This is a genomic window from Methylobacterium sp. WL8 (assembly GCF_008040045.1).
GTDB lineage: Bacteria > Pseudomonadota > Alphaproteobacteria > Rhizobiales > Beijerinckiaceae > Methylobacterium > Methylobacterium cerastii.
In genome coordinates, this window is sequence record NZ_VRVF01000057.1 from 1 (window position 1) to 24,079 (window position 24,079).

A 24,079-nucleotide genomic window follows, 5' to 3' on the forward strand; every position below is an offset into this window, starting at 1 on the left:
GGCCCTGCGCCGATCCCTCGACATCCGCAGGCAGGCGCGGACCGCACGAACCCGCTTCCGCCGCGATCCCGACGCCTACCTCACCGCCCTCGAACAACAGGCCCAACAGCCAATTCTGCCGTCCTAGAAAAAAAGTTCGGTTTCAAACTGAGACACTATCAGCCAACGGCAGCTCTGGATTCCGAGCTCGCCGTCGGCGCCGCGGAATGACAGGGTCGGGGCCGCTTACCCGGCATCGGACACCCTGCCCCTACACCACCACCGTGATCGCCTGCGCCGCCCGCGTCAGGCCGGTGTAGAGCCACCGTGCCCGGTGCTCGCGGAAGGCGAACGATTCGTCGAACAGCACCACCTTGTCCCACTGCGAGCCTTGCGCTTTGTGCACGGTGAGCGCGTAGCCGTAGGTGAACTCGTCGGTCTCGCGGCGCAGGAACGCCGGGATCTCCTCCTCGGACCCGGAGATCACGGCGCGTAAAACCTTGATGTCGACGGCGCGCTTGCGCGTGCCCCCGTCGTCCTCGGGCACCACGTCGAGGCGGATCGTGTCGGGGCGGGGCGGGGCGCGCAGGGCCTGCACGGTCCAGGTCGAGCCGTTGAGCAGGCCCTTGGTGCGGTCGTTGCGCAGGCAGACCAGCTTCTCGCCCACCGCCGGCATCGGGTCGACGTGGCCGGCGAGCTCCCGCAGCCGCCCGTTGTAGAGCCGGCGGGTCTTGTTCATGCCCACCAGCACCTGGTCGCAATCGAGCACCTGGGTCGGGTCGATCGACCGGCGCGAGACCACGCGGCTGGCGCCGTACGCGCCGAGCTCGAGTCGGCCGCCCTCGCGCACCGTCATCGCCATGCGGACGATCGGGTCGTCCTTGGCCTGGCGGTGGACCTCGGTGAGCATCACGTCGGGCTCGGCCTCGGTGAAGAAGCCGCCGCCGCGCACCGGCGGGAGCTGGGCCGGGTCGCCGAGCACCAGCACCGGCTTGTCGAACGACAGCAGGTCGTGGCCGAGGTCGGAGTCGACCATCGAGCACTCGTCGATGACGATGAGGTCGGCCTTGGCCGCCGGCCCGGCGCGGTTGAGGGAGAAGGCGGGGCCGCCCTCTTCCGTCTCCTTGGTGCGGTAGATCAGCGAGTGGATCGTCGCGGCGTCCGCGCAGCCCTTCTGCCGCATCACCGAGGCCGCCTTGCCGGTGAAGGCGCCGAACACGACGGAGCCCTCGACGTCGTCGGCGATGCGGCGGGCGAGCGTGGTCTTGCCGGTGCCGGCGTAGCCGAACAGCCGGAAGACCTGGGCGGCGCCCTTGTCCTTGCGCCAGGCCGCGATGGCCTTCAGCGCCGCGTCCTGCTGCGGGGCGAAGTGCTTGGGCGTGTGCGAGTGGTTGGGCAAGTGGTCGGGCAAGTGGTTGGATAGGTCCTCGTGCAAGGGCTTGTGCTTGTGCGCGTCCTCGGCGCGGTCGTCGCTCACGGCCAGCGCACGGTGGGCGGCAGCGAGGACAGGATCGAGGCGACGTTCCCGCCGGTCTTCAGGCCGAAGATCGTGCCGCGGTCGTGCAGCAGGTTGAACTCGACGTAGCGCCCGCGCCGCACCTGCTGCTCCAGCCGGTCCTCCTCGGTCCACGGCGTCGCGACGTTGCGCCGGACGATCTCGGGATAGGCCGCGAGGAAGGCGCCGCCGACGTCGCGGGTGTAGGCGAGGTCGGCCTGCGGGTCGCCGGTCCAGTGGTAGTCGTAGAAGATCCCGCCGACGCCGCGGGGCTCCTTGCGGTGCGGCAGGTAGAAGTACTCCTCGCACCACCGCTTGTACCTGTCGTAATCCGCAGCAGGAGCGTGGGCATCGCACGCCGCCTTGAGGCAGGAGTGGAAGTGCTGCGTGTCGGGGTCGTCCTGCGTGCGCCGGCGCTCCAGCACGGGGGTGAGGTCGGCGCCGCCGCCGAACCACGTCTTCGTGGTCACCACGAAGCGGGTGTTCATGTGCACCGTCGGCACGTTCGGGTTCCACGGATGCGCGATCAGCGAGATGCCGGTGGCGAAGAAGCGCGGGTCCTCGGCGGCCCCCGGCATCTGCGCGCGGAATTCCGGCGCGAACTCGCCGTGGACCGCCGAGACGTGGACGCCTGCCTTCTCGAACACCCGGCCGTGCAGCATCGCCATGGTGCCGCCGCCGCCCGGGAGGCCGGTGTGGTCGGTGCGCTCCCAGGGGGTCTTCTTGAAGGTCTGCGCAGCGTCCGGCGCGTCCGGGTGGAAGGGGCCGCTCGCGTCGGCCTCCAGCGTTTCGAGCGCGGCGACGATGCGGTCGCGCAGCGTCGTGAACCACGCGGTCGCCTCGGCCTTGAGCGCCGTGATGTCGGCCTCGGGCAGACGGGGGAGGGCGGGTGTGTCCGGCATCGTCATGGAGGCGGATGTCCCATTCCGCTCACCCGCCGTCAATTCACCGACGGCGAAACCGGGCCGCACCCCTCGCTTGACTTCGAGCACGCTCGAAGTCGTAGCCTCCAGAACATCGTGCCGAGGGCCAAAGGGTCCCAGGAGCACGGGGTGCATGCGGATCGGCGAACTCGCGCGACGCTCTCGGCTGACGGGCCACACCATCCGCTACTACGAGCGGATCGGGCTGCTGCCGTTCGTTGGCCGCGATGCCTCCGGGCATCGGGACTACGACGCGTCGATCCTGACCTGGATCGGCTTCCTCGACCGCCTCAAGACCACCGGCATGCCGATCCGGACGATGCTCGAATACGCGGCCCTGCGGCAGGCCAGACCGGCGACGGCCCCGGACCGCAGGCTGCTGCTCGAACGGCATCGCGTGCAGGTCCGCGCGCACGTCGCCGCGTTGCGGGAGGCCCTGACGGTCCTGGACACGAAGATCGCCGGCTATGCCGACACCACCGAAGGGATGAACGATGACGACGGACCAGCAGAACCCGACGACGGAAAGCCGCTACGCGCGCGGCGCCCGCGCGCTCGCTGAGATCGACGGGAAGGGCGGGGAGCACGTGGTGGCGGCGCTCGCCGACATCGCGCCGGACTTCGCCCGCTACCTGATCGAGTTCCCGTTCGGCGACATATACAGCCGCCCCGGCCTCGACCTGCGGTCGCGCGAGATCGCCACGATCGCGGCGCTGACCACGCTGGGCAACGCCGCCCCGCAACTGAAGGTGCACATCGCGGCGGGGCTGAACGTCGGCCTGTCTCGCGACGAGATCGTCGAGACCATCATGCAGATGGCGGTCTATGCCGGCTTCCCGGCCGCCCTCAACGGCCTGTTCGCCGCCAAGGAGGTCTTCGCGGCGCGCGCGACGGCCTGAAGCCGACCGCGCGCCGCGACCACCGGATGCGGTGGGGTTCGCGATCAGCCGATCTGCTGGCTCTGGGCGCCGCTGTCGGGGCGTGCCGGGCCGAGCACCGGCTCCTGGCCCATCGGCGCGTTCTGGACGACGTTGTAGACGCCCTTGCCGTCGAGCGACGGGCCGCTGGTCCAGCGCCCCTCGGGGGCCGGGGAGCCTTCGACGCCGGTGGCGAAGAAGCTGTAATTGTACTTCTGGTGCTCCTCGCTCTGCGGGAAGCTGTTCGGGATCGGCAGCGAGCCCTCGTAGCCCCCCAGCTCCTCGATCACCGCGAGCCATTGCTGCTGGTGCATCGTGTCGCGTGCGATGAGGAAGCTCCACATGTCCTTCATGCCGGGATCGTTGGTCGCGTTCGACAGCCGGACCGCGAGCACCCGCCCCGTCGTCTCGGCGGCGACGTTGCAGTACATGTCGGCAGCGAGGTTCCCGCTCGCGTAGACGTGGCTCATGTCGAAGGGCACGCCCTCGCAATTAGCCGGGAAGGCGGCCATGCCGGTCGAGAGTAGGTGCCGGTGCAGCATGCCCTCGACCACGTGGCGCGGGTTCTCTCCGCCCATGACGGCGCCGACCACCTTGTCGGCGACGCCCGCTTCCTGAAGCTTGGTCGGCGCGTTCTCGAGGTTCATCGCGACGGCGGTCGCCAGCATCTCGATATGGCCCATCTCCTCGGTCGCCGTGTTGAGGAGCATGTCCCGATACTTCGTCGTCGGCCCGCGGGAGCCCCACGCCTGGAAGAAGTACTGCATGCAGACGCGGATCTCGCCCTCGATGCCGCCGATGGCCTGCTGCAGCATGCGCGCGTAGACCGGGTCCGGGCTCTCGACCTTGACAGGATACTGGAGCCGCTTGTCGACATAGAACATATGTTATTTCCTTCGTGGAAAGTTGAGTGAACGACAAGCAAAGATGATCCCGCGCCTCTCGACGCGAAGTTCGCTCGTCTTACCCCCTGAAACCTTGGTTTTCTGAATCGGTTCACGCCGTCACGGCAGAAATATCCTCCGCCGCCCCGCGTCTCTCGCCTGCTTCACCTGCCTGCGCGGGCCGCAGGAGACCGTTCGCCCTCTGGAGGTGCGGCGGGCATCGCGTGCGGTTCAGGGCGTGAGACCAGCCCTTAGGACGACCCCTTGCGCGGTCCCTTGCCCGGCTCCTTGCCGGATCGCCTCGCCGCAGATCATCGCCGCGGCCACGGCGACGTTGAGCGAGCGCATGCCCTCTCGGATCGGCACCACCACCCGCGCGTCGGCCGCCGCGTGGACCGCCCCGGGGACGCCGGCCGATTCGCGCCCCATCAGGACGCAGTCGCCGTCGCGGAAGGCGAAGTCCGTGTAGGGCAAGGCGCCCGCGGTGGTGGCGAGCACCAGGCGGATGCCCTCCTGCACGCGCCACGCCGAGAACGCCGCCCAGGAGCGGTGCCGGGTGATCGCGACGTGGTCGAGGTAGTCCAGCCCCGAGCGGCGCAGGTGCCGGTCGGACACGTCGAAGCCCGCCGGCTCGATGATCTCGACGGCGAGCCCGAGGCAGGCCGCCATGCGCAGCAGCGTGCCGGTGTTCTGTGGGATGTCGGGCTGGTAGAGCGCGAGGCGGAGCATGGCCAAAGGGGATATCCGCTCCGGCCCCGCCGACCAATCCGCCTCGGCGAGGCTGGCCGACCGGCGCCCGCGCATGGCAGCCCCGACGCGCTGCGGCATCGCCTCCCGCTTGGCCGGGACCGCGGCGCGCTTACATGAGGATCACGCCTCCCCGACGCAAAGCACCCGCAAAACCATGTTCCTCGACTGGCTCGAGCGCCGCATCGACCCGTTCGCGCCCTTCGACGCGGAGCGGATGCCGCCCAGCACCGTGCTGGGCTTCGCCGCGTTCTACCTGCGGCCGATGCGGGCCGCCCTCGCCGCCCTGTTCGTCATCGCTGTGGTGGCGGGCACGGTCGAGGCCTCGCTCTACCTGCTGATGCGCTGGTTCATCGACCTGATGAACGGCGCCGACCGCACGACCCTGCTGCAGGAGCACGGGCTCGGGCTGGCGCTCGCCGCCCTGTTCCTCGTGGTCGTGCGCCCGATCACGATCTGGCTGCACGAGGTCGCCTCGAACCAGCTCATCGTGCCGCAGACCACCAACCAGGTCCGCTGGCGCACCCACCTTTATACCCTCGGCCACTCGCTCTCGTACTTCCAGGGCGACTTCGCCGGCCGCCTTGCCAACCGCATCGTGCAGGTCGGCCCGGCGGTGCGCGAGATCGCGGTCGTGTTCATCGACACCTTGCTCTACGTGGCGATCTACGCGATCACCGCGGTCGGGCTGTTCTCGTCGATCTCGGTGTGGCTGGCCCTACCGGTCGTCGTCTGGATCGCGGCCTACGCCGCGCTGACGGCGTGGTTCGTGCCCCGCGCCCGAGAACGGTCGCACCGCACCGCCGAGACCCGCTCGGCGCTGGTCGGCCGCGTGGTCGACAGCTACACCAACATCCTCACCGTCAAGCTCTTCGCCCGCGACCGCGAGGAGCGCGCCGCCGTGCGCGAGGCGATCGACAGCAACACTCGGACCTACCTGCACCAGTTCCGGCTGGTGACGCTGACGACGACCCTGCTCGGCATCCTCAACAGCGCCCTGCTGCTGGCCACCGGCAGCCTGTGCCTCGTGCTGTGGCAGCGCGGCGGCATGACGACGGGGGAGGCCGCCGCCGGCCTCGCCCTGGTGCTGCGCCTGCTCGCGATGTCGGGCTGGGTCATGCAAACCGTGCGCGGCGTGTTCGAGAACGTCGGCGTGATCCAGGAGAGCATGCAGACGATCAGCCGTCCGCACGGGCTCGTCGATGCGCCCGACGCCGCCGTGCTGAAGGTCGCGGGCGGCGACATCCGCTTCGAGAACGTCGGCTTCCATTACGGGCGTGGCGACGCCAACGTGATCGAGAACCTGTCGCTCCACATCCGGGCCGGCGAGAAGGTCGGCCTCGTCGGCGTCAGCGGCGCGGGCAAGACCACGATCACCTCGCTCTTGCTGCGCCTGCACGACGTCGAGAGCGGCCGCATCACCGTCGACGGCCAGGACATCGCGCGCGTCACGCAGGATTCGCTGCGCGGCGCCATCGCCATGGTCAGCCAGGACACCTCGTTGCTGCACCGCTCGATCCGCGACAACATCGCCTACGGCCGCCCCGACGCGACCATGGACGCGGTCGCCCGCGCCGCCGAGCTGGCGCATGCCGACGCCTTCATCCACGACCTCGTCGATCACAAGGGCCGGCGCGGCTACGACGCCCAGGTCGGCGAGCGTGGGGTGAAGCTCTCGGGCGGCCAGCGCCAGCGCATCGCCATCGCCCGGGTGATCCTCAAGGACGCTCCCGTGCTGATCCTCGACGAGGCGACGTCGGCGCTGGATTCCGAGGTCGAGGCGGCGATCCAGGAGAGCCTCGACACCCTGATGCAGGGCAAGACCGTGCTCGCCATCGCCCACCGGCTCTCGACCATCGCGGCGCTCGACCGCCTCGTGGTCATCGACGAGGGCCGCATCGTGGAGGAAGGGACGCATGCCGAGCTGATCGGCCAGGGCGGTCTCTACGCCCGCCTGTGGGAGCGGCAATCGGGCGGCTTCCTGCCCGACCGGGCGCCCAAACCCGAGGCCCGTCAGATTTCCGACGCGTTGCCGGGGTAGGTCTCGTCGATCACGCGCGCTTCCCTCCCCCGCGGCGGGGGAGGGTGGGCCTCGCGTGAGCGAGGGTCGGGAGAGGGGAACCAACCTCTCCGGATACGGTGCTCCCCTCTCCCGACCCGCTTCGCGGGCCACCCTCCCCCGCAGAGGGGGGAGGGAAGGTCGGCTCTGAGCAACGTCCAAATCGAGAGACCAAGACATGCCGGCATTCGGCCTCGCGGCGTCCGCCGTTGAGGGACGGCCCCCGTTTCGCCGGCCCTGGATCACGGAGCTGCGCGCGACGCTCGCGCTCGCCGCCCCCCTCGTCTTTACCAATCTCGCCCAACACGGGCTGATCACCGCCGACACGGTGATGCTCGGGCGACTCGGAGCCTCCGAGCTCGCCGCGGCGACGCTCGCCACCAGCCTGTACTTCATCCTGTTCATCTGCGGCATCGGCCTGACCTCGGCGGTGGCGCCTCTGATCGCGGAGGCGCTCGGGCGCGACCGCACCGATTCGGACGCCGTGCGCCGCATCGTGCGCGCCGGCTTCTGGGCCGCGACCCTCGTCGCGATCCCGCTGATGCTCGGCCTGTGGCACACGCAGGCGTTGCTCGAAGCGATCGGCGAGCCGCCGGCGCTGGCCGAGGCCGCCGGCCGCTACATGCGGGCGCTGCAATGGGCGATGTGGCCGGCTCTGCTGTTCATGGTCATGCGCGGCGCCTTCGCGGCGCTGGAACGCCCGAACTGGCCGCTGGCCGCCAGCCTGTTGGCGTTACCGGTCAACGTCGGCCTCGGGATCTGGCTCGCCTTCGAGGGGCCCGGGCGCCTCGGCATGGGCTTGGTCGGGGTCGGCATCGCCACCACCTGCGCGGCGTCCTTCACGCTCCTCGTGCTCGTCGCGGTGATCCTACGCGACCGCGGCCTGCGACAGTACCGGCTGCTCCATCGGGTCTGGCGCTTCGATGCGGCGCGGCTCTCCGCCCTGTTCCGCCTCGGCCTGCCGATGGCGGGAACAGGCCTGGCCGAGGCCGGGCTGTTCGAGGCGGCGGTGCTCGGCATGGGCCTGTTCGGCGCGGCGCAGCTCGCCGCGCACGCGGTGGCGATCCAGATCGCGGCGCTCTGCTTCATGGTCCCGAACGGGGTCGCGCAGGGCGCCACCGTGCGCATCGGCCTGCGGCACGGTGCGCACGACCGCGCCGGAGTGCGGCTCGCCGGCCGCGTCGCGCTGGGACTCGGCTTCGGCTTCATGCTGGTCTGCGCCAGCCTCCAACTCGGCGCGCCGCGCCTGCTGATCGGGCTGTTCCTCGACGTCGACGCACCCGCCAACGCGTCGGTGATGCCCTACGCGGTGGGCTTCCTCGGCTTCGCGGCCATGTTCGCCGTAGCCGACGGGGTGCAGTCGGTCGCCCTCGGCATGCTGCGCGGCCTGCAGGACACGAAGGTGCCGATGTGGATCGCCGTCGGCGGCTACTGGGGCGTCGGCGTGCCTGCCGGCGCGGCGCTGGCCTGGGGCGCGGGGCTGCAGGGCTACGGGATCTGGCTCGGCTTCTGCGCCGGCCTGTTCGTGGTGGCGGTTCTGCTCACCGCGCGCTGGCGCCGGCTGACCGCCCTACCGCCGGCGCGGTAGGACGACACGATAGGAAGGCCGATCCGTGTCGCGAGGAACGCCGCTCCGTGTCGCCCTACCGCGCAGCTTGGCTTGACTTCGGGCGACGTGCGGTCGCATTGCACAGATTAGAACGATGATGCTCTGGTCCACCCTGCGCGGGCGGCCCGACGCGTCGGGCGTGCCCGGAATTCCATCCGCTCGGGAGCGCTCCACCGACCCGCCCGACGCCACGACACCGGGCGACGGCACACTGGGAGATTGACGACCTTGGCGAACACCTCCGCCGCCGCGTCCACCGGCACAGCCGCCCCGGACGGAACCCGCCGCGACTTCATGTTCCTAGCCACGGGCGCAGGCCTCGCGGTCGGCGTCGGCGCCGTCGCATGGCCCTTCGTCGCCTCGATGGCACCGGACGCCGCGACCATCGCCGCCGGCGCGCCGATCGACGTGGACCTGACCCCGATCACCGACGGCCAGATCGTCAACGTGTTCTGGCGCGGCAAGCTGATCTTCGTCCGCAAGCTCACCGAGAAAGAGGTGACGGACATGAAGGCGATTCCAGAGGGCCAGCTTTCCGATCCGGCCCCCTTCGGCGCGCGGGTCAAGAAGGGCCACGACCAGTGGCTCGTGGTCTACGGCAACTGCACCCACCTCGGCTGCGTGCCGATCGGCCACCAGGGCAACTTCGAGGGCTGGGCCTGCCCCTGCCACGGCTCGCAGTTCGACGCCGTCGGCCGTGTCCGCCGCGGCCCCGCCCCGATCAACCTTCCGATCCCGCCCTACTCCTTCCAGACCGACGCGAAGATCCGCATCGGCGAGGAAGCCAAGGCCGCGGCCTGAGACACGAGGGACATCCCATGAGCGCTCACGCCAACGCCTACGTCCCCAAGAGCCGCGTCGCGAAGTGGTTCGAGGCGCGCCTGCCCATCGTCGGGCTGGTGCATTCCTCGTTCGTCGCCTTCCCGGTGCCGCGCAACCTGAACTACTTCTGGACCTTCGGCGCCATCCTGATGGCGTTCCTCGGCATCCAGATCGTCACCGGCGTCTGGCTCGCCATGCATTACGAGCCCTCGGCGACCCAGGCGTTCAACTCCGTCGAGCACATCATGCGCGATGTGAACTACGGCTGGCTGCTGCGCTACGCACACGCCAACGGCGCTTCGATGTTCTTCGTCGCCGTCTACGTGCACATCTTCCGGGCGCTGTATTACGGGTCGTACAAGGCCCCGCGCGAGGTGCTCTACATCCTCGGCGTGATCATCTATCTCCTGATGATGGCCACCGCCTTCCTCGGCTACACCCTGCCGTGGGGCCAGATGAGCTTCTGGGGCGCCACCGTCATCACCAACATCCTCGCCGCGATCCCCGTGGTCGGCGACACCATCCAGAGCCTGCTCTGGGGCGGCTATTCGGTCGGCAACCCGACGATCAACCGCTTCTTCTCGCTGCACTACCTGCTGCCATGGATGATCGTCGGCGTCGTGGTGCTCCACGTCTGGGCGCTGCACGTCACCGGCCAGAACAACCCGACCGGCATCCCGATCAAGTCCTCGAAGGACGCGGTGCCCTTCACCCCCTACGCCACGATCAAGGACGTGTTCGCCGTGGTGGTGTTCATGATCCTGTTCGCGTGGTTCATCTTCTACCAGCCGAACTACCTCGGCCACGCCGACAACTACGTCCCGGCCAACCCCGCCGTGACCCCGGCCCACATCGTGCCCGAATGGTACTTCCTGCCGTTCTACGCGATCCTGCGCGCGGTGCCCTCGAAGCTCGGCGGCGTCATCCTGATGTTCTCGGCGGTGCTGATCCTGGCGCTCGCGCCCTGGCTCGACACGTCGCGGGTGCGCTCGTGCAACTACCGCCCGATCTATCGCCAGTTCTTCTGGCTGTTCCTCGCGGTCACGGTCATCCTCGGCTGGCTCGGCGCCAAGCCGCCGGAGGGCGGCTACGTCATCGCCTCGCAGATCTGCACCTTCTACTACTTCGCCCACTTCCTTCTCGTCATGCCGATCGTCGGCCTGATCGAGACCCCGAAGGCGCTGCCCGGATCGATCCTGGAGAGCGTCACCGGGCCGGGCAAGCAGGTGAGCGGGTCGGGGATGCCGGCGGGCGCCGCCGCGGCGCCGACCACCAAGGGCTGAGGGCAGGACCGGAACCGACGATGAAACTCTCGAGCCTTCTCGCCGCCTCCCTGCTGGCGCTTTCCCTCGGCGCCCCGCTGGGCTCCTCGGCGGCCTCCGCCGAGGACGCCCACGGCGGCAACCAGCCGCCCCGCCTGAAGTGGAGCTACGCCGGCGTGTTCGGCCGGTTCGACCAGGCCCAGCTCCAGCGCGGCTTCCAGGTCTACAAGGAGGTCTGTTCCGCCTGCCACTCGATGAAGCTCGTGGACTTCCGCAACCTCGCGGAGGAGGGCGGCCCCGACTTCTCGGAGAGCCAGGTCAAGGCGCTGGCCGCGACCTACCAGGTCAAGGACGGCCCCAACGACGCGGGCGAGATGTTCGAGCGGCCCGGCCGCCCGGCCGACAAGTTCCCGCCGCCCTTCCCGAACGACCAGGCGGCCGCCGCGGCCAACGGCGGCAAGGCGCCGCCGGACTTCTCGGTGCTCGCCAAGGCCCGCACCTTCGAGCGCGGCTTCCCGTGGTTCATCACCGATGCGCTCCCCTTCGTGGGCTATTCCGAGCAGGGCGTGGACTACATCCACGCGGTGCTGAACGGCTACGAGGAGCCCCCGAAGGGCACCGAGGTGCCGGACGGGGTGCACTACAACAAGTACTATCCCGGCCACCTGATCGCGATGCCGAACCCGATCAGCGACGGGCAGGTCACCTACGCCAAGAACGAGGCCGGCCAGCCGGTCGTGCCGGAGACGGTCGACCAGTACACCCGGGACGTCGCGGCCTTCATGGCCTGGGCCGCGGAGCCGCACATGATGGCGCGCAAGGCGCTCGGCCTGCGGGTGATCCTGTTCCTGATCCTGCTCTCGGGCCTGCTCTACTACGTCAAGAAGCGCGTCTGGGCCGACGTCGGCGGCGAGGTCCACGGCCTCCAGCCCGAGCTGCACAAGGCGGGCTGATCGCGCGATCGATCCACGGACGACCGAACGGGTCCCTCGCGGGGCCCGTTCGCGTTTTTGCGCCGCACGCGGATCGTGATAGCGGGTCGCGGAGATCTCGACCTCGCCGAGACCTGCGCGGGTCCCTTCTCCCAGGGGGAGAAGGACAGGATGAGGGGCGTGAGCTTTCCGGAGAGATCACGGCCCTCACCCCAACCCTCTCTCCTTGGCAGAGAGAGCTCCGTCGCGGATCCCGTACCCCACCAGTCTCAACGGACGAACGACATGACGGCAGCGGTGCTCGGTGTGATGGGCGGGTCCGGGGTCTACGACCTGCCGGGGCTCGAGGACGTGCGCGAGGAGCGGGTCGCCTCGCCCTGGGGCGAGCCGTCCGACGCCCTGCGGATCGGGCACGTCGGCGACACCAAAGTGGTGTTCCTGGCCCGGCACGGGCGCGGGCACCGGCTCTCGCCCACCGGCATCGACTACCGCGCCAACATCGACGCGATGAAGCGGGCCGGCGTCACCGACCTCGTCTCGCTGTCGGCCTGCGGCTCGTTCCGCAACGAGCTGCATCCGGGCCTGTTCGTGCTCGTCGATCAGTTCGTGGACCGGACGGTGGGGCGTCCGTCTTCGTTCTTCGGCAACGGCTGCGTCGCCCACGTCTCGCTCGCCCACCCGGTCGGCCCGAACCTGCAGAAGCGGATCGCGAACGCGGCCGAGGCCGAGGGGATCGCGGTGCACCGCGGCGGCACCTACGTCTGCATGGAGGGGCCGCAATTCTCCTCGCTCGCCGAATCGAAGAGCTACAAGGCGCAAGGGTTCGACGTGATCGGCATGACCAACATGCCCGAGGCCAAGCTCGCCCGCGAGGCCGAGATCACCTACGCCACCATCGCGATGGTCACCGATTTCGACTGCTGGCATCCGGGCCACGACGCGGTCGACGTGGCCGCCGTCGTCGCAGTGGCGCGGGCCAACGCCGACAAGGCCGCCCGCCTCGTGGCGCGGCTCGCCCGCGACCTGCCCGCGACCCGCGAGGATTGCCCAGCGGGCTCGCACCGGGCGCTCGACGGCGCGATCATGACGGCGCCGTCCCACCGCGACCCGGAGCTGCTGGCCAAGCTCGACGCGGTGGCGGGGCGCGTGCTCAACGGTTGAGCAGCCCCTTTCCCCGGCGACGGCTTCCGCACTAGAAGGCACCAAAGCCGGCCGCGTCGGCCCGGCCAACGAAAAATCACGAAGCCCATGCGCAGCGCCAGCATCAGCCGGAAGACGGCGGAGACCGACGTCTCGGTCTCGATCGACCTCGACGGCACCGGCAAGATCGGGATCGCCACCGGCGTCGGCTTCCTCGACCACATGCTGGAGCTCTTCGCCCGGCACGGGCTGTTCGACGTCGAGGCCCGGGTGACCGGCGACCTGCACGTCGACCAGCACCACACGGTGGAGGATTGCGGCATCGCGCTGGGCCAGGCCTTCGCGAAAGCGCTCGGCGACAAGCGCGGGATCGCGCGCTACGCCGACATCCACATGCCGATGGACGAGACCCTGAGCCGCGTCGCGATCGACATCTCGGGCCGGCCGTTCCTGGTGTTCCGCACCGCGTTCCGCGTCGAGAAGATCGGCGCCTTCGACACCGAACTGGTGCGCGAGTGGTTCCAGGCCTTCGCCATGAACGCCGGCATCACGCTCCACGTCGAGACGCTCTACGGCGACAACGCCCACCACATCGCCGAGAGCTGCTTCAAGGGGCTGGCCCGCGCCTTGCGGAAGGCCGTCGCGGTCGATCCTCGGGAGGAGGGGCGGGTGCCCTCGACCAAAGGTTCGCTTTAGGTCGGGGTTCGCTCTGGGCCGGGGTTCGCTCTAGGGTTACCGGCGCGTTCGCGAAGGTTGCGCCAGTTCGAAGGCGTGACGGGGGAGGAAGAGGGTCGCCATGAGGATGCGCAGCTACACGCTCCATCTGCCGCACGAGGCCCGCCCCGGCGAGGCGCACGACCTGGACCGGGCGCAGCTGGTGCCGGACGGGTTCTCAGGCACGGCCTTCGCCTTCTCGGTCCTGTGGTTCCTGTATCACCGCCTCTGGCTCGCCGCCCTGCTCGTCCTCGCCGGGCTCGGCGCCACGGCCCTCGTCGGCTACGGCCTCGGCCTGTCGCCGGCGGCCGGCACCGTCATCACGCTGCTGGTCCTGGTCCTGATCGGGCTCGAGGCGTCCTCGCTCCGGCGCTGGACGCTTGCCCGCAACGGCCGGCCGGCGCGCGACGCGGTGGTGGCCTTCAATGCCGACGAGGCCGAGGCCAAGGCGATGACGCGCTGGCTCGACCCCGCCCGCACGCCGAGTGTGCGAACCTCGACCGAGTTCGCCGGCGCCCGCGCGGTCGAGCCGGTGATCGGCCTGTTCCCGGCGCAGGGCGGCCGGTGAGCGTCTTCAAGGGACAGAGACCGTGAGCGCCGAGACCGTCGCGATCATCGATTACGGGTCGGGCAACCTGCACTCGGCGGCCAAGGCCTTCGAGCGGGCCGCCCGCGAAGCCGGCCTGCCTGAGACCCGCATCGTCGTCACCGGCGATCCGGATGCGGTCGCGCGCGCCGACCGGATCGTGCTCCCCGGCGTCGGCGCCTACGCCGACTGCCGCCGCGGGCTCGACGCCGTCCCCGGCCTCGTGGAGGCGATGGGCGAGGCGGCGATCGGATCGGGGCGCCCGTTCCTCGGCATCTGCGTCGGCATGCAGCTCATGGCCACCCGCGGCCTCGAATACGAGACCACGGACGGCCTCGGCTGGATCTCGGGCGACGTCGGGCCGATCCGGCCGTCGGATCCCGCCTTGAAGATCCCGCACATGGGCTGGAACACCCTGGCGCCGGCACGCGACCATCCCCTGCTCGACGGCATCCGCACCGGGCCGGACGGGCTGCACGCCTACTTCGTGCACAGCTTCGCCCTCAAGGCCGATCGCCCGGACGAGGTCGTCGCCGAGGCGGAATACGGCGGTCCCGTCACCGCGATGGTGGCGCGCGACAACCTCGCCGGCACGCAATTCCACCCGGAGAAGAGCCAGAATCTCGGGCTGGCCCTGCTCGCGAACTTTCTGCGCTGGCGTCCGTAGATGCCGCGTCCTCCATCGACCGCCCAGAAGAAACGAGCGTCCGCGTGATCCTGTATCCGGCCATCGATCTCAAGGAAGGACATTGCGTCCGGCTCGTGCAGGGCGACATGGCGCAGGCCGTGGTGTTCAACGACGACCCGGCCGCGCAGGCCCGGGCGTTCGCCGACCAGGGCTTCTCCTGGCTGCACGTGGTCGACCTCGACGGCGCCTTCGCCGGCGCGCCGATGAACGCGGCCGCGGTCGACGCGATCCTGGCCGAGATCGACATCCCGGTGCAGCTCGGCGGCGGCATCCGCGAGATGCGGACGCTGGAGGGCTGGCTCGAGAAGGGCGTCGCCCGGGTGATCATCGGCACGGCAGCCGTGCGCGACCCGGCCTTCGTCCACGAGGCGGCGCGGCGCCATCCGGGCAAGATCGCGGTGGGCATCGACGCCAAGGACGGGCGCGTCGCGGTGGCGGGCTGGGCCGAGACCTCCAGCATGACGGCGGAAGACCTCGGCCGCCGTTTCGAGGATGCCGGCGTCTCGGCGATCATCTACACCGACATCGCCCGCGACGGCATCCTGAAGGGCCTCAACATCGAGATGACGGTGGCGCTCGCCGAAGCCGTGAGCATCCCGGTGATCGCCTCGGGCGGCCTCGCCTCGATCGAGGACGTGCACCGCCTGCTCGAGCCCGATTGCGCGATGCTGGCCGGCGCCATCACCGGCCGCGCCCTCTACGACGGCCGCATCGACCCGCGGGCGGCGCTGTTCGCGATCAAGGCCGCGCGCGGCAACGCCGCCTCGTGATAGTCTCGCCCGGTCAAGGATTTGCCGGGAGGCTGCGATGACGGCTTTGGCGAAGGCGGCGCGACCGGCGGAGGCCGGAACGGCCTACGCGGACGATTTCTACACCTGGACGCAGGAGCAGAGCGCGCGCCTCCGGGCCGGCGACCTGACCGCCCTCGATCTGCAGAACCTCGCCGAGGAGATCGAGAGCTTGGGCAAGAGCGAGTTCAACAGCCTCGTCAGCGCGTGGCGCGTCCTCCTCCTGCACATGCTGAAGTTCGATCATCAGCCGGCGCGCCGAACGCGGTCCTGGACGCTGTCGATCAAGGAGCAGTGCAAGGAGGCATCCTTCGTGCTGAAGGACAACCCCGGCCTCAAGAGCCGGTTGGACGAGGCGCTCGAACGCGCCTACGACACGGCCCGGTTGAAGGCGGCGCGGGAGACCCGGCTGCCCCTCGCGACCTTCCCCGAGACCTGCCCCTACACCCGCGACGAGATGCTGACGCGTCCCTTCGCGATCGACCCCGACGACACGACCGCCTGAAGGGCCGCCCCCGTGCTCAAGACCCGCATCATCCCCTGCCTCGACGTCAAGGACGGCCGCGTCGTCAAGGGCGTGAAGTTCCTCGAGCTGCGCGACGCGGGCGATCCGGTGGAGGCGGCCAAGGCCTACGACGCGGCCGGCGCCGACGAGCTCTGCTTCCTCGACATCACCGCGAGCCACGAGGCGCGCGGCACCCTGCTCGACGTGGTGAGCCGCACGGCGGAGGCCTGCTTCATGCCGCTCACCGTCGGCGGCGGCGTGCGGGCGGTGACGGACGTGCGCGCGCTGCTGCTCGCCGGCGCCGACAAGGTCGCGATCAACACGGCGGCCGTGAACGACCCCGACCTCGTGGCGCGGGCCGCGGAGAAGTTCGGCGCGCAATGCGTCGTGGTGGCGATCGACGCCAAGCGCACCTCGGCGCCGGGCGAGCCGGACGCGTGGCAGATCTTCACCCATGGCGGCCGCACCCCCACCGGCCTCGACGCGATCGCCTTCGCCCGCACGGTGGCGGCCAAGGGGGCGGGCGAGCTGCTCGTCACCTCGATGGACCGGGACGGGACGCGCTCGGGCTACGACCTCGCGCTGATCCGCGCCATCGCCGACGCGGTGACCGTGCCGGTGATCGCCTCTGGCGGCGTCGGCGGGCTCGACGACCTCGTGGCCGGCGTCGCCGAGGGCCATGCCAGCGCGGTGCTGGCGGCCTCGATCTTCCATTTCGGGCAGCACAGCGTCGCCGAGGCCAAGGTGCACATGGCGGCGGCCGGCCTCGCCATGCGGCTGGACGCCTGAACCCGGTCCCATGCGGTGAACCCATTCCCATAGCAGGGCCTGGGCATGGCACGATCCGGAACCATTTTTCCGACAATTCCGGCCGGCCGTCGCGGAAATGCGGGTGGCGACGCGCTCCTGCGCCGGCTCCCCGCTTGCCCGGCGCCCGCCGTTGACGCAGGTTCCGGCGACGGCATCGTCGCCTTCGAACCCTGCCGCACGGGTCTTGTATGTCCGCCTACACCCTCGACGACCTCGCACGCCTCGTGGCGAGCCGCGCCGGCACCGCGCCCGACCAGTCCTACACGGCCAAGCTGCTCGCCGGCGGCCCGGCCAAGGCCGCCAAGAAGCTCGGCGAGGAGGCGGTGGAGGCCGCCATCGCCGCGGTGCAGGGGGACAAGGCCGGCCTGACCAACGAGGCGGCGGACGTGCTCTACCACCTCGTCGTGCTGCTGCGCGCCGGGGGCGTCGAGCTGTCGGCGGTGATGGCGGAGCTGGAACGCCGCACCGCGCAGAGCGGCATCGCCGAGAAGGCGTCGAGGCCGCCGGCATGAAGGCGGCCGCGCTCGCCCCCGGCCAGAATCCGGTGACGGGGCAGAACCCGGTCACGGGCGACGGGCCCGAGCGGATCTCGCCCTATCGCCTGTTCAGCCGCGAATCCTGGGCGCAGCTGCGCGCCGACACGCCGCTCACCCTGACGCAGGAGGACGTGGAGCGCCTGCAATCGCTGAACGACCCGATCTCGCTGGAGGAGGTGGTCGCGATCTACCTGCCGCTGTCGCGGCTGCTCTCGCTCTACGTTGCGGCGAGCCAGGGGCTGTTCAAGGCGACCCAGCGCTTCCTGATGGCCGAGCGCGAGACCAAGGCGCCCTACATCATCGGGCTCGCCGGCTCCGTGGCGGTGGGCAAGTCGACCACGGCCCGCGTGCTCACCGCGCTGCTCGCGCGCTGGCCGAACACCCCGAAGGTCGACCTCGTCACCACCGACGGGTTCCTGCTGCCGAACGCCGAGCTCGCCGCGCAGGGCATCATGGACCGGAAGGGCTTCCCGGAAAGCTACGACACCGCCGCCCTGCTGCAGTTCCTACACGACGTGAAATCGGGCCGGAAGCGCGTGACCGCGCCGCTCTACTCCCACCTCGTCTACGACCGGGTGGCCGGCGAGGAGCGGGTGGTGGAGAGCCCCGACATCCTGATCGTCGAGGGCCTGAACGTGTTGCAGCCGGCGCGCCTGCCGCGCGACGGCACCGCGATCCCGTTCGTCTCCGACTTCTTCGACTTCTCGATCTACCTCGACGGGCACGAGGACGACCTGCACCGGTGGTACGTGATGCGCTTCATGCGCCTGCGCCAGACCGCGTTCCGCGACCCCCGCTCGTACTTCCGCAAATACGCCGAGGTGCCGGAGGCGGAAGCGCTCGCCATCGCCGACCGGCTGTGGTCGACGATCAACTTGCCGAACCTGCGCGACAACATCCTGCCGACCCGCCAGCGCGCCAGCCTGATCCTGGCCAAGGGAGCGAGCCACCGCATCGAGAGCGTGGCGCTGCGGCGGTTGTAGGCCCCTTCAGGCGAACGGAAACGCGGCTTCCGCGACGTACGGCCCGCCGCCGGTCGAGTCGCGCGCGGAGTACAGCACCACCTCCGTCGCGGAGAAGCGCTGGGGCGTGAAGATCGGCGCCTGCGACAAGGCCATCGCCACCGCCTCGGGCGTGGCCTCGCGGCGCAGGCGCGCCAGCGTCACGTGCGGCACGAACTTGCGCCGCTCCGGCTCGGCGCCGGCCCTTCGGATCAGGCGCTCCTGCTCGGCCTGGAGGTCCATCAGGTCGGGGTTGGCCGCGACGCTGGCCAGCAGCGCGCGCGGCTTGTCGCCGCCGAACACCGAGAGGCCGTCCAGCACCACCGCGATCGCCGGGCGCGCCCGCATCTCGGAGAGCGCCTCCACCGCGTCCTCGGCCAGGGCGACCGGCACGTCGCCGAGGAAGCGCAGGGTGACGTGGTAATCCGCCGGCTCGATCCAGCGGGCGCCGGGCAGGCCGCCGCGGAACGGTGCCAACCCGGCGGCGATCTCCGGCGGGAGGGCGAGCGCCGTGAATAGGCGCGGCATCTCAGGGCGCCTTGGCTGGGAGGCGCCCGAGGAAGGCCTCGACCGAGGGCAGGATGCCGGCCACGATCACGTCGACGCCCTTGGCGTTCGGGTGGAGCCCGTCGTCGAGGGTGTAGGCCCGGTCGCCGACCATGCCGGCCATGAAGAACGGGTACAGCACGAGGTCGTATTTCTGGGCCAGGTCGGGGTAGATCGCGTCGAAGCGCGCGACGTAGTCGGGTCCGAGGTTGGTCGAGGCGCGCATGCCGGCGAGCAGCACCGGGATGCCGCGATCCTTCAGCCGCGCGACGATCGCCTCCAGCGCCTTCCGCGTCACGGCCGGGTCGGTGCCGCGCAGCATGTCGTTGGCGCCGAGTTCCAGGATCACGCCGTCGGTGCCGTCGGGGACCGACCAGTCGACCCGGTCGAGGCCGTTGGTGGCGGTCTCGCCCGAGACGCCGGCGTTGGCGACCGTCACCGTCCGACCTTTCGCCGCGAGCGCCCGCTCCAGCACCGCCGGGAAGGCGGAACTCGCCGGCAGGCGGTAGCCAGCGGTGAGGCTGTCGCCCAACGCCACCAGACGGATCGGCTTCGGCCCGGGCGGCGGGTCGGCTTTCGCCGGCGCGACGCCGGCCATCGACAGGACCAGCCCCGCTGCGGCAAACAGGGCCATCAGGATCGTCCTGCGCCGGCCGTCATGGCGTAGTTCCGTCGCGGTCGCCATATCGGCTCCACGAGCCTCGGTCGGCACGGGTCGTGCCGAAGCGCACCGAACGTTCGTCCGCCAACCGTGATCTCCGTCCCGCATGTTCGCCATCCCGCACAGATCGGCTCAGCCGTGACCGACGACAAGCCCTCTTCCAGCAAGCCCTCGCCGGAAATGCCCGCGTCCGGAACGCCGGCCATCGCCCTTTCCGGCATCGACCTCAGCCTCGGCCGGGGCGCCGCCCGCGTCCACGTGCTGCGCGGGATCTCCCTCGACGTCGCCCGCGGCGAGGCGGTCGGCCTCGTCGGGCCGTCGGGCTCGGGCAAGTCGACCCTGCTGATGGTGATGGCGGGGCTGGAGCGGCCCGATTCCGGCGCGATCCGAATCGAGGACACCGACCTCGGGCGCCTCGACGAGGACGCGCTCGCGCGCTTCCGCGGCCGGCGCATCGGCATCGTGTTCCAGGCCTTCCACCTCGTCCCGACGATGACGGCGTTGGAGAACGTCGCCCTGCCGCTGGAGCTGGCCGACAAGCCCGAGGCACAGGCCCGCGCCAAGCGGGAGCTCGAGGCCGTCGGCCTCGGCCACCGGCTGCACCACTACCCGGCCCAGCTCTCGGGCGGCGAGCAGCAGCGCGTCGCCATCGCCCGCGCCGTCGCCCCCGACCCGGCGATCCTGGTGGCCGACGAGCCCACCGGCAACCTCGACGAGGCGACCGGGCGCCAGATCGTCGAGTTGCTGTTCGCGCTCAAGCGCGACCGCGGCGCGACGCTCGTCCTCGTCACCCACGATCCGGGGCTCGCCCGCCTCTGCGACCGCACCGTGCGCCTGCGCTCGGGACGGATCGAGGAGCCGGTGGCGGCCTGATGCACGGCACCCTTTCCCGACAGGACCGGACGCCCCCCTCGCGCCTTCCCCTCACCCTACGGCTCGCGCTCCGCGAGCTCCGCGGGGGCTTGGGCGGGTTTGCGGTGTTCCTCGCCTGCATCGCGCTCGGCGTCGCGGCGATCGCAGGCGTCGCCTCGATCTCGCGCTCGCTGTCGGACGGCCTCGGGCGGGAGGGCAAGCGCATCCTCGGCGGCGACCTGAGCTACAGCCTGATCAACCGCGAGGCGACGGAACCCGAGCGGGCGGCCCTCGACGCGCAGGGGCGGGTGGACGTGGTCGCCTCGCTCCGCGCCATGGCGGTGGCGGGGGAGGGCGCGGCGCTCGTCGAGTTGAAGGCGGTCGATTCCGGCTACCCGTCGGCTGGGGAGCTCGTCACCGAGCCGCAGGCGCCGCTCGCCGGCCTGCTCGCCGAGCGGGACGGGATCGACGGAGCGCTCGCCGACCCCGCCCTCCTGACCCGCCTCGACCTCAAGGTCGGCGACAGGCTCACCCTCGCGGGCCGGCCCTTCGCCATCCGCGCGACCATCGTCTCCGAGCCGGACAAGATCGCCGGGGGGATCGGCTTCGGGCCGCGGCTCATCATGTCGCAAGACGCGTTGCGGCGGACCGGCCTCGTCCAGCCGGGCAGCCTCAACCGCTGGAGCTACCGGCTGATCCTGCCGGGCGCCGACGACGCGGGCCTCGACGCCGCCGCCGCGCGAATCGCCGCCGCGGCGCCACAGGCCGGCTGGGAGATGCGGGCGCGCACCAACGCCGACCCGCGCTTCTCCAAGAGCATCGAGCGCTTCACCCAGTTCCTGACGCTGGTCGGCCTCACCGCGCTGATCGTCGGCGGGGTCGGCGTCGCCAACGCCGTCAACGCCTTCGTCGAGCGCAAGCGCCCCTCGATCGCCACCCTGAAGAGCGTCGGCGCGCCGGGCTCGAAGGTCGTCGCCTTGTACCTGACGCAGGTGATGCTGATCGCCGGCCTCGGCACGGCGATCGGCCTCGTCGTCGGCGCCGCCTTGCCGTTCGTCCTCGACGCGCTGTTCCGGGACAGCCTGCCGCTGCCGCTGAACCCGACGCTGGCGCCGCTGGAACTGCTTCAGGCGGCGGCCTACGGGCTCCTGACCGCCCTGGCCTTCGCGATCACGCCGCTCGGGCGCGCCCACGACGTCCCGGTCTCGGGGCTGTTTCGCGACACCGTCGACCCGGCCGCCGCCCGCATCCGCCCGCGCTACCGACTGATCCTGGCGCTGGCGCTCGCCGCCCTGGTCGGTCTCGCCGTCGGCACCGCCTTCGACCGGCGCGTGGCCCTGATCTTCATCGCCGCCGCCGGCATCGCCTTCGGCCTGCTGCGCCTCGTCGCGGTCGGCGTGATGGTGCTCGCCCGCCGGCTGCCGCATCCCAAGCGCACCGCGCCGCGGATGGCGCTGGCCAACCTCCACCGCCCGGGCGCCCTGACGCCGGCCATCGTCCTGTCGCTGGGCTTGGGCGTGACGCTCCTCGTGACCTTGAGCCTGATCGACGTGAACGTGCGCCGCACGATCTCGGCGACCCTGCCCGCACGCGCGCCGAACCTGTTCTTCCTCGACATCCCGGCGGCCGACTCGAACGCCTTCCACGACTTCCTCGCGCGCCAGGCGCCCGCCGCCAAGATCGAGCGGGTGCCGATGATGCGCGGGCGCATCGTGGCGCTGGACGACGTGCCGGCCGAGAAGATCCGGCCGCCGGAGGACGCCGCCTGGGTGCTCGACGGCGACCGGGGCATCACCTACGCCGAGGACGTGCCCGAGGGCTCGAACATCGTCGCCGGAAAGTGGTGGACGGCCGAGGAGGCCAAGACCCCGCTGGTCTCGTTCGAGGCGGAGCTGGCCAGGAACCTCGGCCTGAAGGTCGGCAGCCGCGTCACCGTCAACGTGCTCGGCAGGAACCTCACCGCCACCATCGCCAACCTGCGCAAGGTCGAGTGGCGCAACCTCGGCATCAACTTCGTCATGGTGTTCTCCCCCGGCACGTTCCGCGGGGCGCCGCACTCGGACCTCGCGACGCTGACCCTGCCCGGCGGCACGAACGGACCGATCGAGAACCGCATCCTGCGCGACGTCGCCAAGACGTTCCCCTCCGTCACCAGCGTGCGGGTGAAGGACGCCCTCGACGCCGTCGGCGACCTCGTCGGCCGGCTGGTGCTGGCGATCCGCGGGGCGAGCGCGGTGGCGGTGCTGGCGAGCCTGTTCGTGCTGGCCGGCGCCATCGCCGCAGGGCACCGGGCGCGGCTCTACGACGCCGTGGTGCTGAAGGTGCTCGGCGCCACCCGCGGACGGCTGCTCACCGCCTACGGCCTCGAATACGGCGCGCTCGGCCTCGTCACCGCGTTGTTCGGGCTGCTGGCCGGGACGCTGGCCGGCTGGGTGATCGTCACCAAGGTGATGCGCCTCGACTTCGTCCTCGACCTGTCGGGGGCGCTGGTGGCGGCGGCAGCCGCCGTGGTGCTCGCCGTGGTGCTGGGGCTCGCCGGCACCTGGCGCATCCTCGGCCAGAAGCCGGCGCCGTACTTGCGACAATCGTAAGATGCGGCAATCCTGATGCGCGACGAAGTATGACCGAACTTTAATCCCAGACTTCGTGAACAAAATTAACGGCCGCGGATTCACCAAAAGCGCTTTTCCAAGCTCTACCGGGCTCTTGTGCGGGGCGGCCGAAAGCAACATATTCCAACCCGAGGCGCTCGACGGCGCCAGAGGTCCCCTGCGTGGGCCTCGTCTCAAACACCACGCACGAGCGAGCCTTCCGAGGTCACTCCCATGGCATTCGACAACTCTCCCTTCCGCTACGGCGCCCAGGCGCCGTCGCAGGCCGGCACCCAGGTCGCGTTCGACCAGGGCCTGCGGACCTTCATGCTCGGCGTCTACAACAACATGGTCGTGGGCCTGGGCATCTCGGGCCTGGTCGCGCTCGGCCTCAACATGGCCGCCACCACCGCGACCGCGACCGGGCGTCTCGCCCTGACGCCGTTCGGCCAGACGCTCTACAACAGCCCGCTCAAGTGGGTCCTGATGTTCGCGCCGCTCGCCTTCATCCTCGTCTTCTCGATGCGGATGGACCGGATGTCGGCCTCGTCGGCGCGGACGATGTTCTTCGCCTTCGCGGCGGTGATGGGCGCCTCGATGTCGACGCTGCTGCTGGTGTTCACCGGCGCCAGCGTGGTGCGGGTGTTCTTCATCACCTCGGCGACCTTCGGCGCGTTGAGCCTCTACGGCTACACCACGAAGCGCAGCCTCTCGGGCATGGGCTCGTTCCTGATCATGGGCCTGATCGGCATCATGATCGCCTCGATCGTCAACATCTTCCTGGCCTCGTCGGCGCTGCAGTTCGCCGTCTCGGTGCTCGGCGTGCTGATCTTCGCGGGGCTGACCGCCTACGACACCCAGAAGCTGAAGGAGATGTATCTCTCCAGCGGCTTCGACGGCGAGGCGGCCGCCAAGATGTCGGTGAACGGTGCGCTGACGCTGTACCTCGACTTCATCAACATGTTCCAGTTCCTGCTCTCGCTCCTCGGCGACCGCCGCTAAGCGAATTCCGAACCGGACGAACGAAAAAGG

The 24,079-nt window shown here is 70.5% G+C and carries 25 protein-coding genes; 19 read left to right on the top strand and 6 right to left on the bottom strand.

From position 1 onward, the window contains the following. Positions 1–250 precede the first annotated feature (250 nt). Both FV234_RS18435 and hemF read right to left on the bottom strand, forming a co-directional pair. On the bottom strand, positions 251–1,378 hold the full coding sequence (locus FV234_RS18435; RefSeq protein ID WP_147750578.1) for an ATP-dependent RecD-like DNA helicase: 1,128 nt from the start codon (positions 1,376–1,378) through the stop codon (positions 251–253). Between the two features lie 74 nt (positions 1,379–1,452). Then, positions 1,453–2,382 (bottom strand): oxygen-dependent coproporphyrinogen oxidase, encoded by a 930-nt coding sequence (gene hemF, locus FV234_RS18440; RefSeq protein WP_147750551.1) that lies wholly within the window; start codon positions 2,380–2,382, stop codon positions 1,453–1,455. 148 nt (positions 2,383–2,530) lie between these two features. On the opposite strand from hemF, the gene FV234_RS18445 reads away from it, so the two are divergent. Both FV234_RS18445 and FV234_RS18450 read left to right on the top strand, forming a co-directional pair. Then, a complete protein-coding gene (locus FV234_RS18445) occupies positions 2,531–2,959 on the top strand; it encodes a MerR family transcriptional regulator (RefSeq protein ID WP_147750552.1) in 429 nt (142 codons plus the stop codon). Then, a complete protein-coding gene (locus FV234_RS18450; RefSeq protein WP_147750553.1) occupies positions 2,892–3,296 on the top strand; it encodes a carboxymuconolactone decarboxylase family protein in 405 nt (134 codons plus the stop codon). The genes FV234_RS18445 and FV234_RS18450 overlap by 68 nt, the downstream gene beginning before the upstream one ends. A gap of 44 nt (positions 3,297–3,340) precedes the next feature. On the opposite strand, the gene FV234_RS18455 is transcribed toward FV234_RS18450, so the two are convergent. Next, positions 3,341–4,198 carry a manganese catalase family protein gene (locus tag FV234_RS18455; RefSeq protein WP_147750554.1) on the bottom strand — a complete coding sequence of 286 codons (858 nt, stop codon included), beginning with the start codon at positions 4,196–4,198 and terminating at the stop codon, positions 3,341–3,343. 231 nt (positions 4,199–4,429) lie between these two features. Further along, the gene (locus tag FV234_RS18460) at positions 4,430–4,927 is read right to left on the bottom strand and encodes a tRNA (cytidine(34)-2'-O)-methyltransferase (RefSeq protein ID WP_147750579.1); all 498 of its coding nucleotides are present in this window, start codon (positions 4,925–4,927) and stop codon (positions 4,430–4,432) included. Between the two features lie 175 nt (positions 4,928–5,102). Here FV234_RS18460 and FV234_RS18465 point away from each other — a divergent pair, with 175 nt between their 5' ends. The 14 genes from FV234_RS18465 (at position 5,103) to coaA (ending at position 18,379) form a co-directional block, all read left to right on the top strand. Further along, positions 5,103–6,986, top strand: coding sequence for an ABC transporter ATP-binding protein (locus FV234_RS18465; protein ID WP_147761898.1), 1,884 nt, complete (start codon positions 5,103–5,105; stop codon positions 6,984–6,986). Positions 6,987–7,182: 196 nt separating this feature from the next. Further along, complete coding sequence (locus FV234_RS18470; protein WP_147750555.1) at positions 7,183–8,592, top strand: MATE family efflux transporter; 1,410 nt, start codon at positions 7,183–7,185, stop codon at positions 8,590–8,592. Positions 8,593–8,841: 249 nt separating this feature from the next. Then, positions 8,842–9,414, top strand: coding sequence for a ubiquinol-cytochrome c reductase iron-sulfur subunit (gene petA / locus FV234_RS18475; protein WP_147750556.1), 573 nt, complete (start codon positions 8,842–8,844; stop codon positions 9,412–9,414). Positions 9,415–9,431: 17 nt separating this feature from the next. Continuing rightward, the gene (locus FV234_RS18480; RefSeq protein ID WP_147750557.1) at positions 9,432–10,718 is read left to right on the top strand and encodes a cytochrome b N-terminal domain-containing protein; all 1,287 of its coding nucleotides are present in this window, start codon (positions 9,432–9,434) and stop codon (positions 10,716–10,718) included. Positions 10,719–10,738: 20 nt separating this feature from the next. Then, on the top strand, positions 10,739–11,650 hold the full coding sequence (locus FV234_RS18485) for a cytochrome c1 (RefSeq protein ID WP_147750558.1): 912 nt from the start codon (positions 10,739–10,741) through the stop codon (positions 11,648–11,650). Between the two features lie 264 nt (positions 11,651–11,914). Beyond that, a complete protein-coding gene (locus FV234_RS18490) occupies positions 11,915–12,790 on the top strand; it encodes an S-methyl-5'-thioadenosine phosphorylase (RefSeq protein WP_147750559.1) in 876 nt (291 codons plus the stop codon). An 87-nt stretch (positions 12,791–12,877) separates the two neighbouring features. Next, positions 12,878–13,465 (top strand): imidazoleglycerol-phosphate dehydratase HisB, encoded by a 588-nt coding sequence (gene hisB / locus FV234_RS18495; RefSeq protein WP_147750560.1) that lies wholly within the window; start codon positions 12,878–12,880, stop codon positions 13,463–13,465. 106 nt (positions 13,466–13,571) lie between these two features. After that, positions 13,572–14,051, top strand: a complete 480-nt coding sequence (locus FV234_RS18500; RefSeq protein WP_147750581.1) for a DUF2628 domain-containing protein — start codon at positions 13,572–13,574, stop codon at positions 14,049–14,051. A gap of 22 nt (positions 14,052–14,073) precedes the next feature. Then, complete coding sequence (gene hisH / locus FV234_RS18505) at positions 14,074–14,736, top strand: imidazole glycerol phosphate synthase subunit HisH (RefSeq protein ID WP_147750561.1); 663 nt, start codon at positions 14,074–14,076, stop codon at positions 14,734–14,736. Between the two features lie 44 nt (positions 14,737–14,780). After that, a complete protein-coding gene (gene hisA, locus FV234_RS18510) occupies positions 14,781–15,527 on the top strand; it encodes a 1-(5-phosphoribosyl)-5-[(5-phosphoribosylamino)methylideneamino]imidazole-4-carboxamide isomerase (RefSeq protein WP_147750562.1) in 747 nt (248 codons plus the stop codon). 37 nt (positions 15,528–15,564) lie between these two features. Continuing rightward, positions 15,565–16,050 carry a DUF29 domain-containing protein gene (locus tag FV234_RS18515; RefSeq protein WP_147750563.1) on the top strand — a complete coding sequence of 162 codons (486 nt, stop codon included), beginning with the start codon at positions 15,565–15,567 and terminating at the stop codon, positions 16,048–16,050. A gap of 12 nt (positions 16,051–16,062) precedes the next feature. Then, the gene (gene hisF, locus FV234_RS18520; RefSeq protein ID WP_147750564.1) at positions 16,063–16,839 is read left to right on the top strand and encodes an imidazole glycerol phosphate synthase subunit HisF; all 777 of its coding nucleotides are present in this window, start codon (positions 16,063–16,065) and stop codon (positions 16,837–16,839) included. Positions 16,840–17,048: 209 nt separating this feature from the next. Continuing rightward, a complete protein-coding gene (locus FV234_RS18525) occupies positions 17,049–17,372 on the top strand; it encodes a phosphoribosyl-ATP diphosphatase (protein WP_147750565.1) in 324 nt (107 codons plus the stop codon). Continuing rightward, a complete protein-coding gene (gene coaA, locus FV234_RS18530) occupies positions 17,369–18,379 on the top strand; it encodes a type I pantothenate kinase (RefSeq protein WP_147750566.1) in 1,011 nt (336 codons plus the stop codon). Before FV234_RS18525 ends, coaA begins: the two co-directional genes overlap by 4 nt. A 6-nt stretch (positions 18,380–18,385) precedes the next feature. Here the strand turns inward: coaA and thpR are convergent, their stop codons facing one another. Further along, positions 18,386–18,925, bottom strand: a complete 540-nt coding sequence (gene thpR, locus FV234_RS18535) for an RNA 2',3'-cyclic phosphodiesterase (protein WP_147812911.1) — start codon at positions 18,923–18,925, stop codon at positions 18,386–18,388. A gap of 1 nt (position 18,926) precedes the next feature. Further along, on the bottom strand, positions 18,927–19,577 hold the full coding sequence (locus FV234_RS18540; protein WP_147750568.1) for an arylesterase: 651 nt from the start codon (positions 19,575–19,577) through the stop codon (positions 18,927–18,929). A 207-nt stretch (positions 19,578–19,784) separates the two neighbouring features. Here FV234_RS18540 and FV234_RS18545 point away from each other — a divergent pair, with 207 nt between their 5' ends. The 3 genes from FV234_RS18545 to FV234_RS18555 all read left to right on the top strand — a co-directional run bounded on the left by FV234_RS18545 (position 19,785) and on the right by FV234_RS18555 (position 24,049). Further along, complete coding sequence (locus FV234_RS18545) at positions 19,785–20,477, top strand: ABC transporter ATP-binding protein (protein WP_147750582.1); 693 nt, start codon at positions 19,785–19,787, stop codon at positions 20,475–20,477. Then, positions 20,477–23,047, top strand: coding sequence for an FtsX-like permease family protein (locus FV234_RS18550; protein WP_147750569.1), 2,571 nt, complete (start codon positions 20,477–20,479; stop codon positions 23,045–23,047). Before FV234_RS18545 ends, FV234_RS18550 begins: the two co-directional genes overlap by 1 nt. Before the next feature lie 234 nt (positions 23,048–23,281). Then, positions 23,282–24,049: a Bax inhibitor-1/YccA family protein gene (locus FV234_RS18555; RefSeq protein ID WP_147750570.1), complete on the top strand. Its 768-nt coding sequence runs from the start codon at positions 23,282–23,284 to the stop codon at positions 24,047–24,049. Positions 24,050–24,079 lie beyond the last annotated feature (30 nt).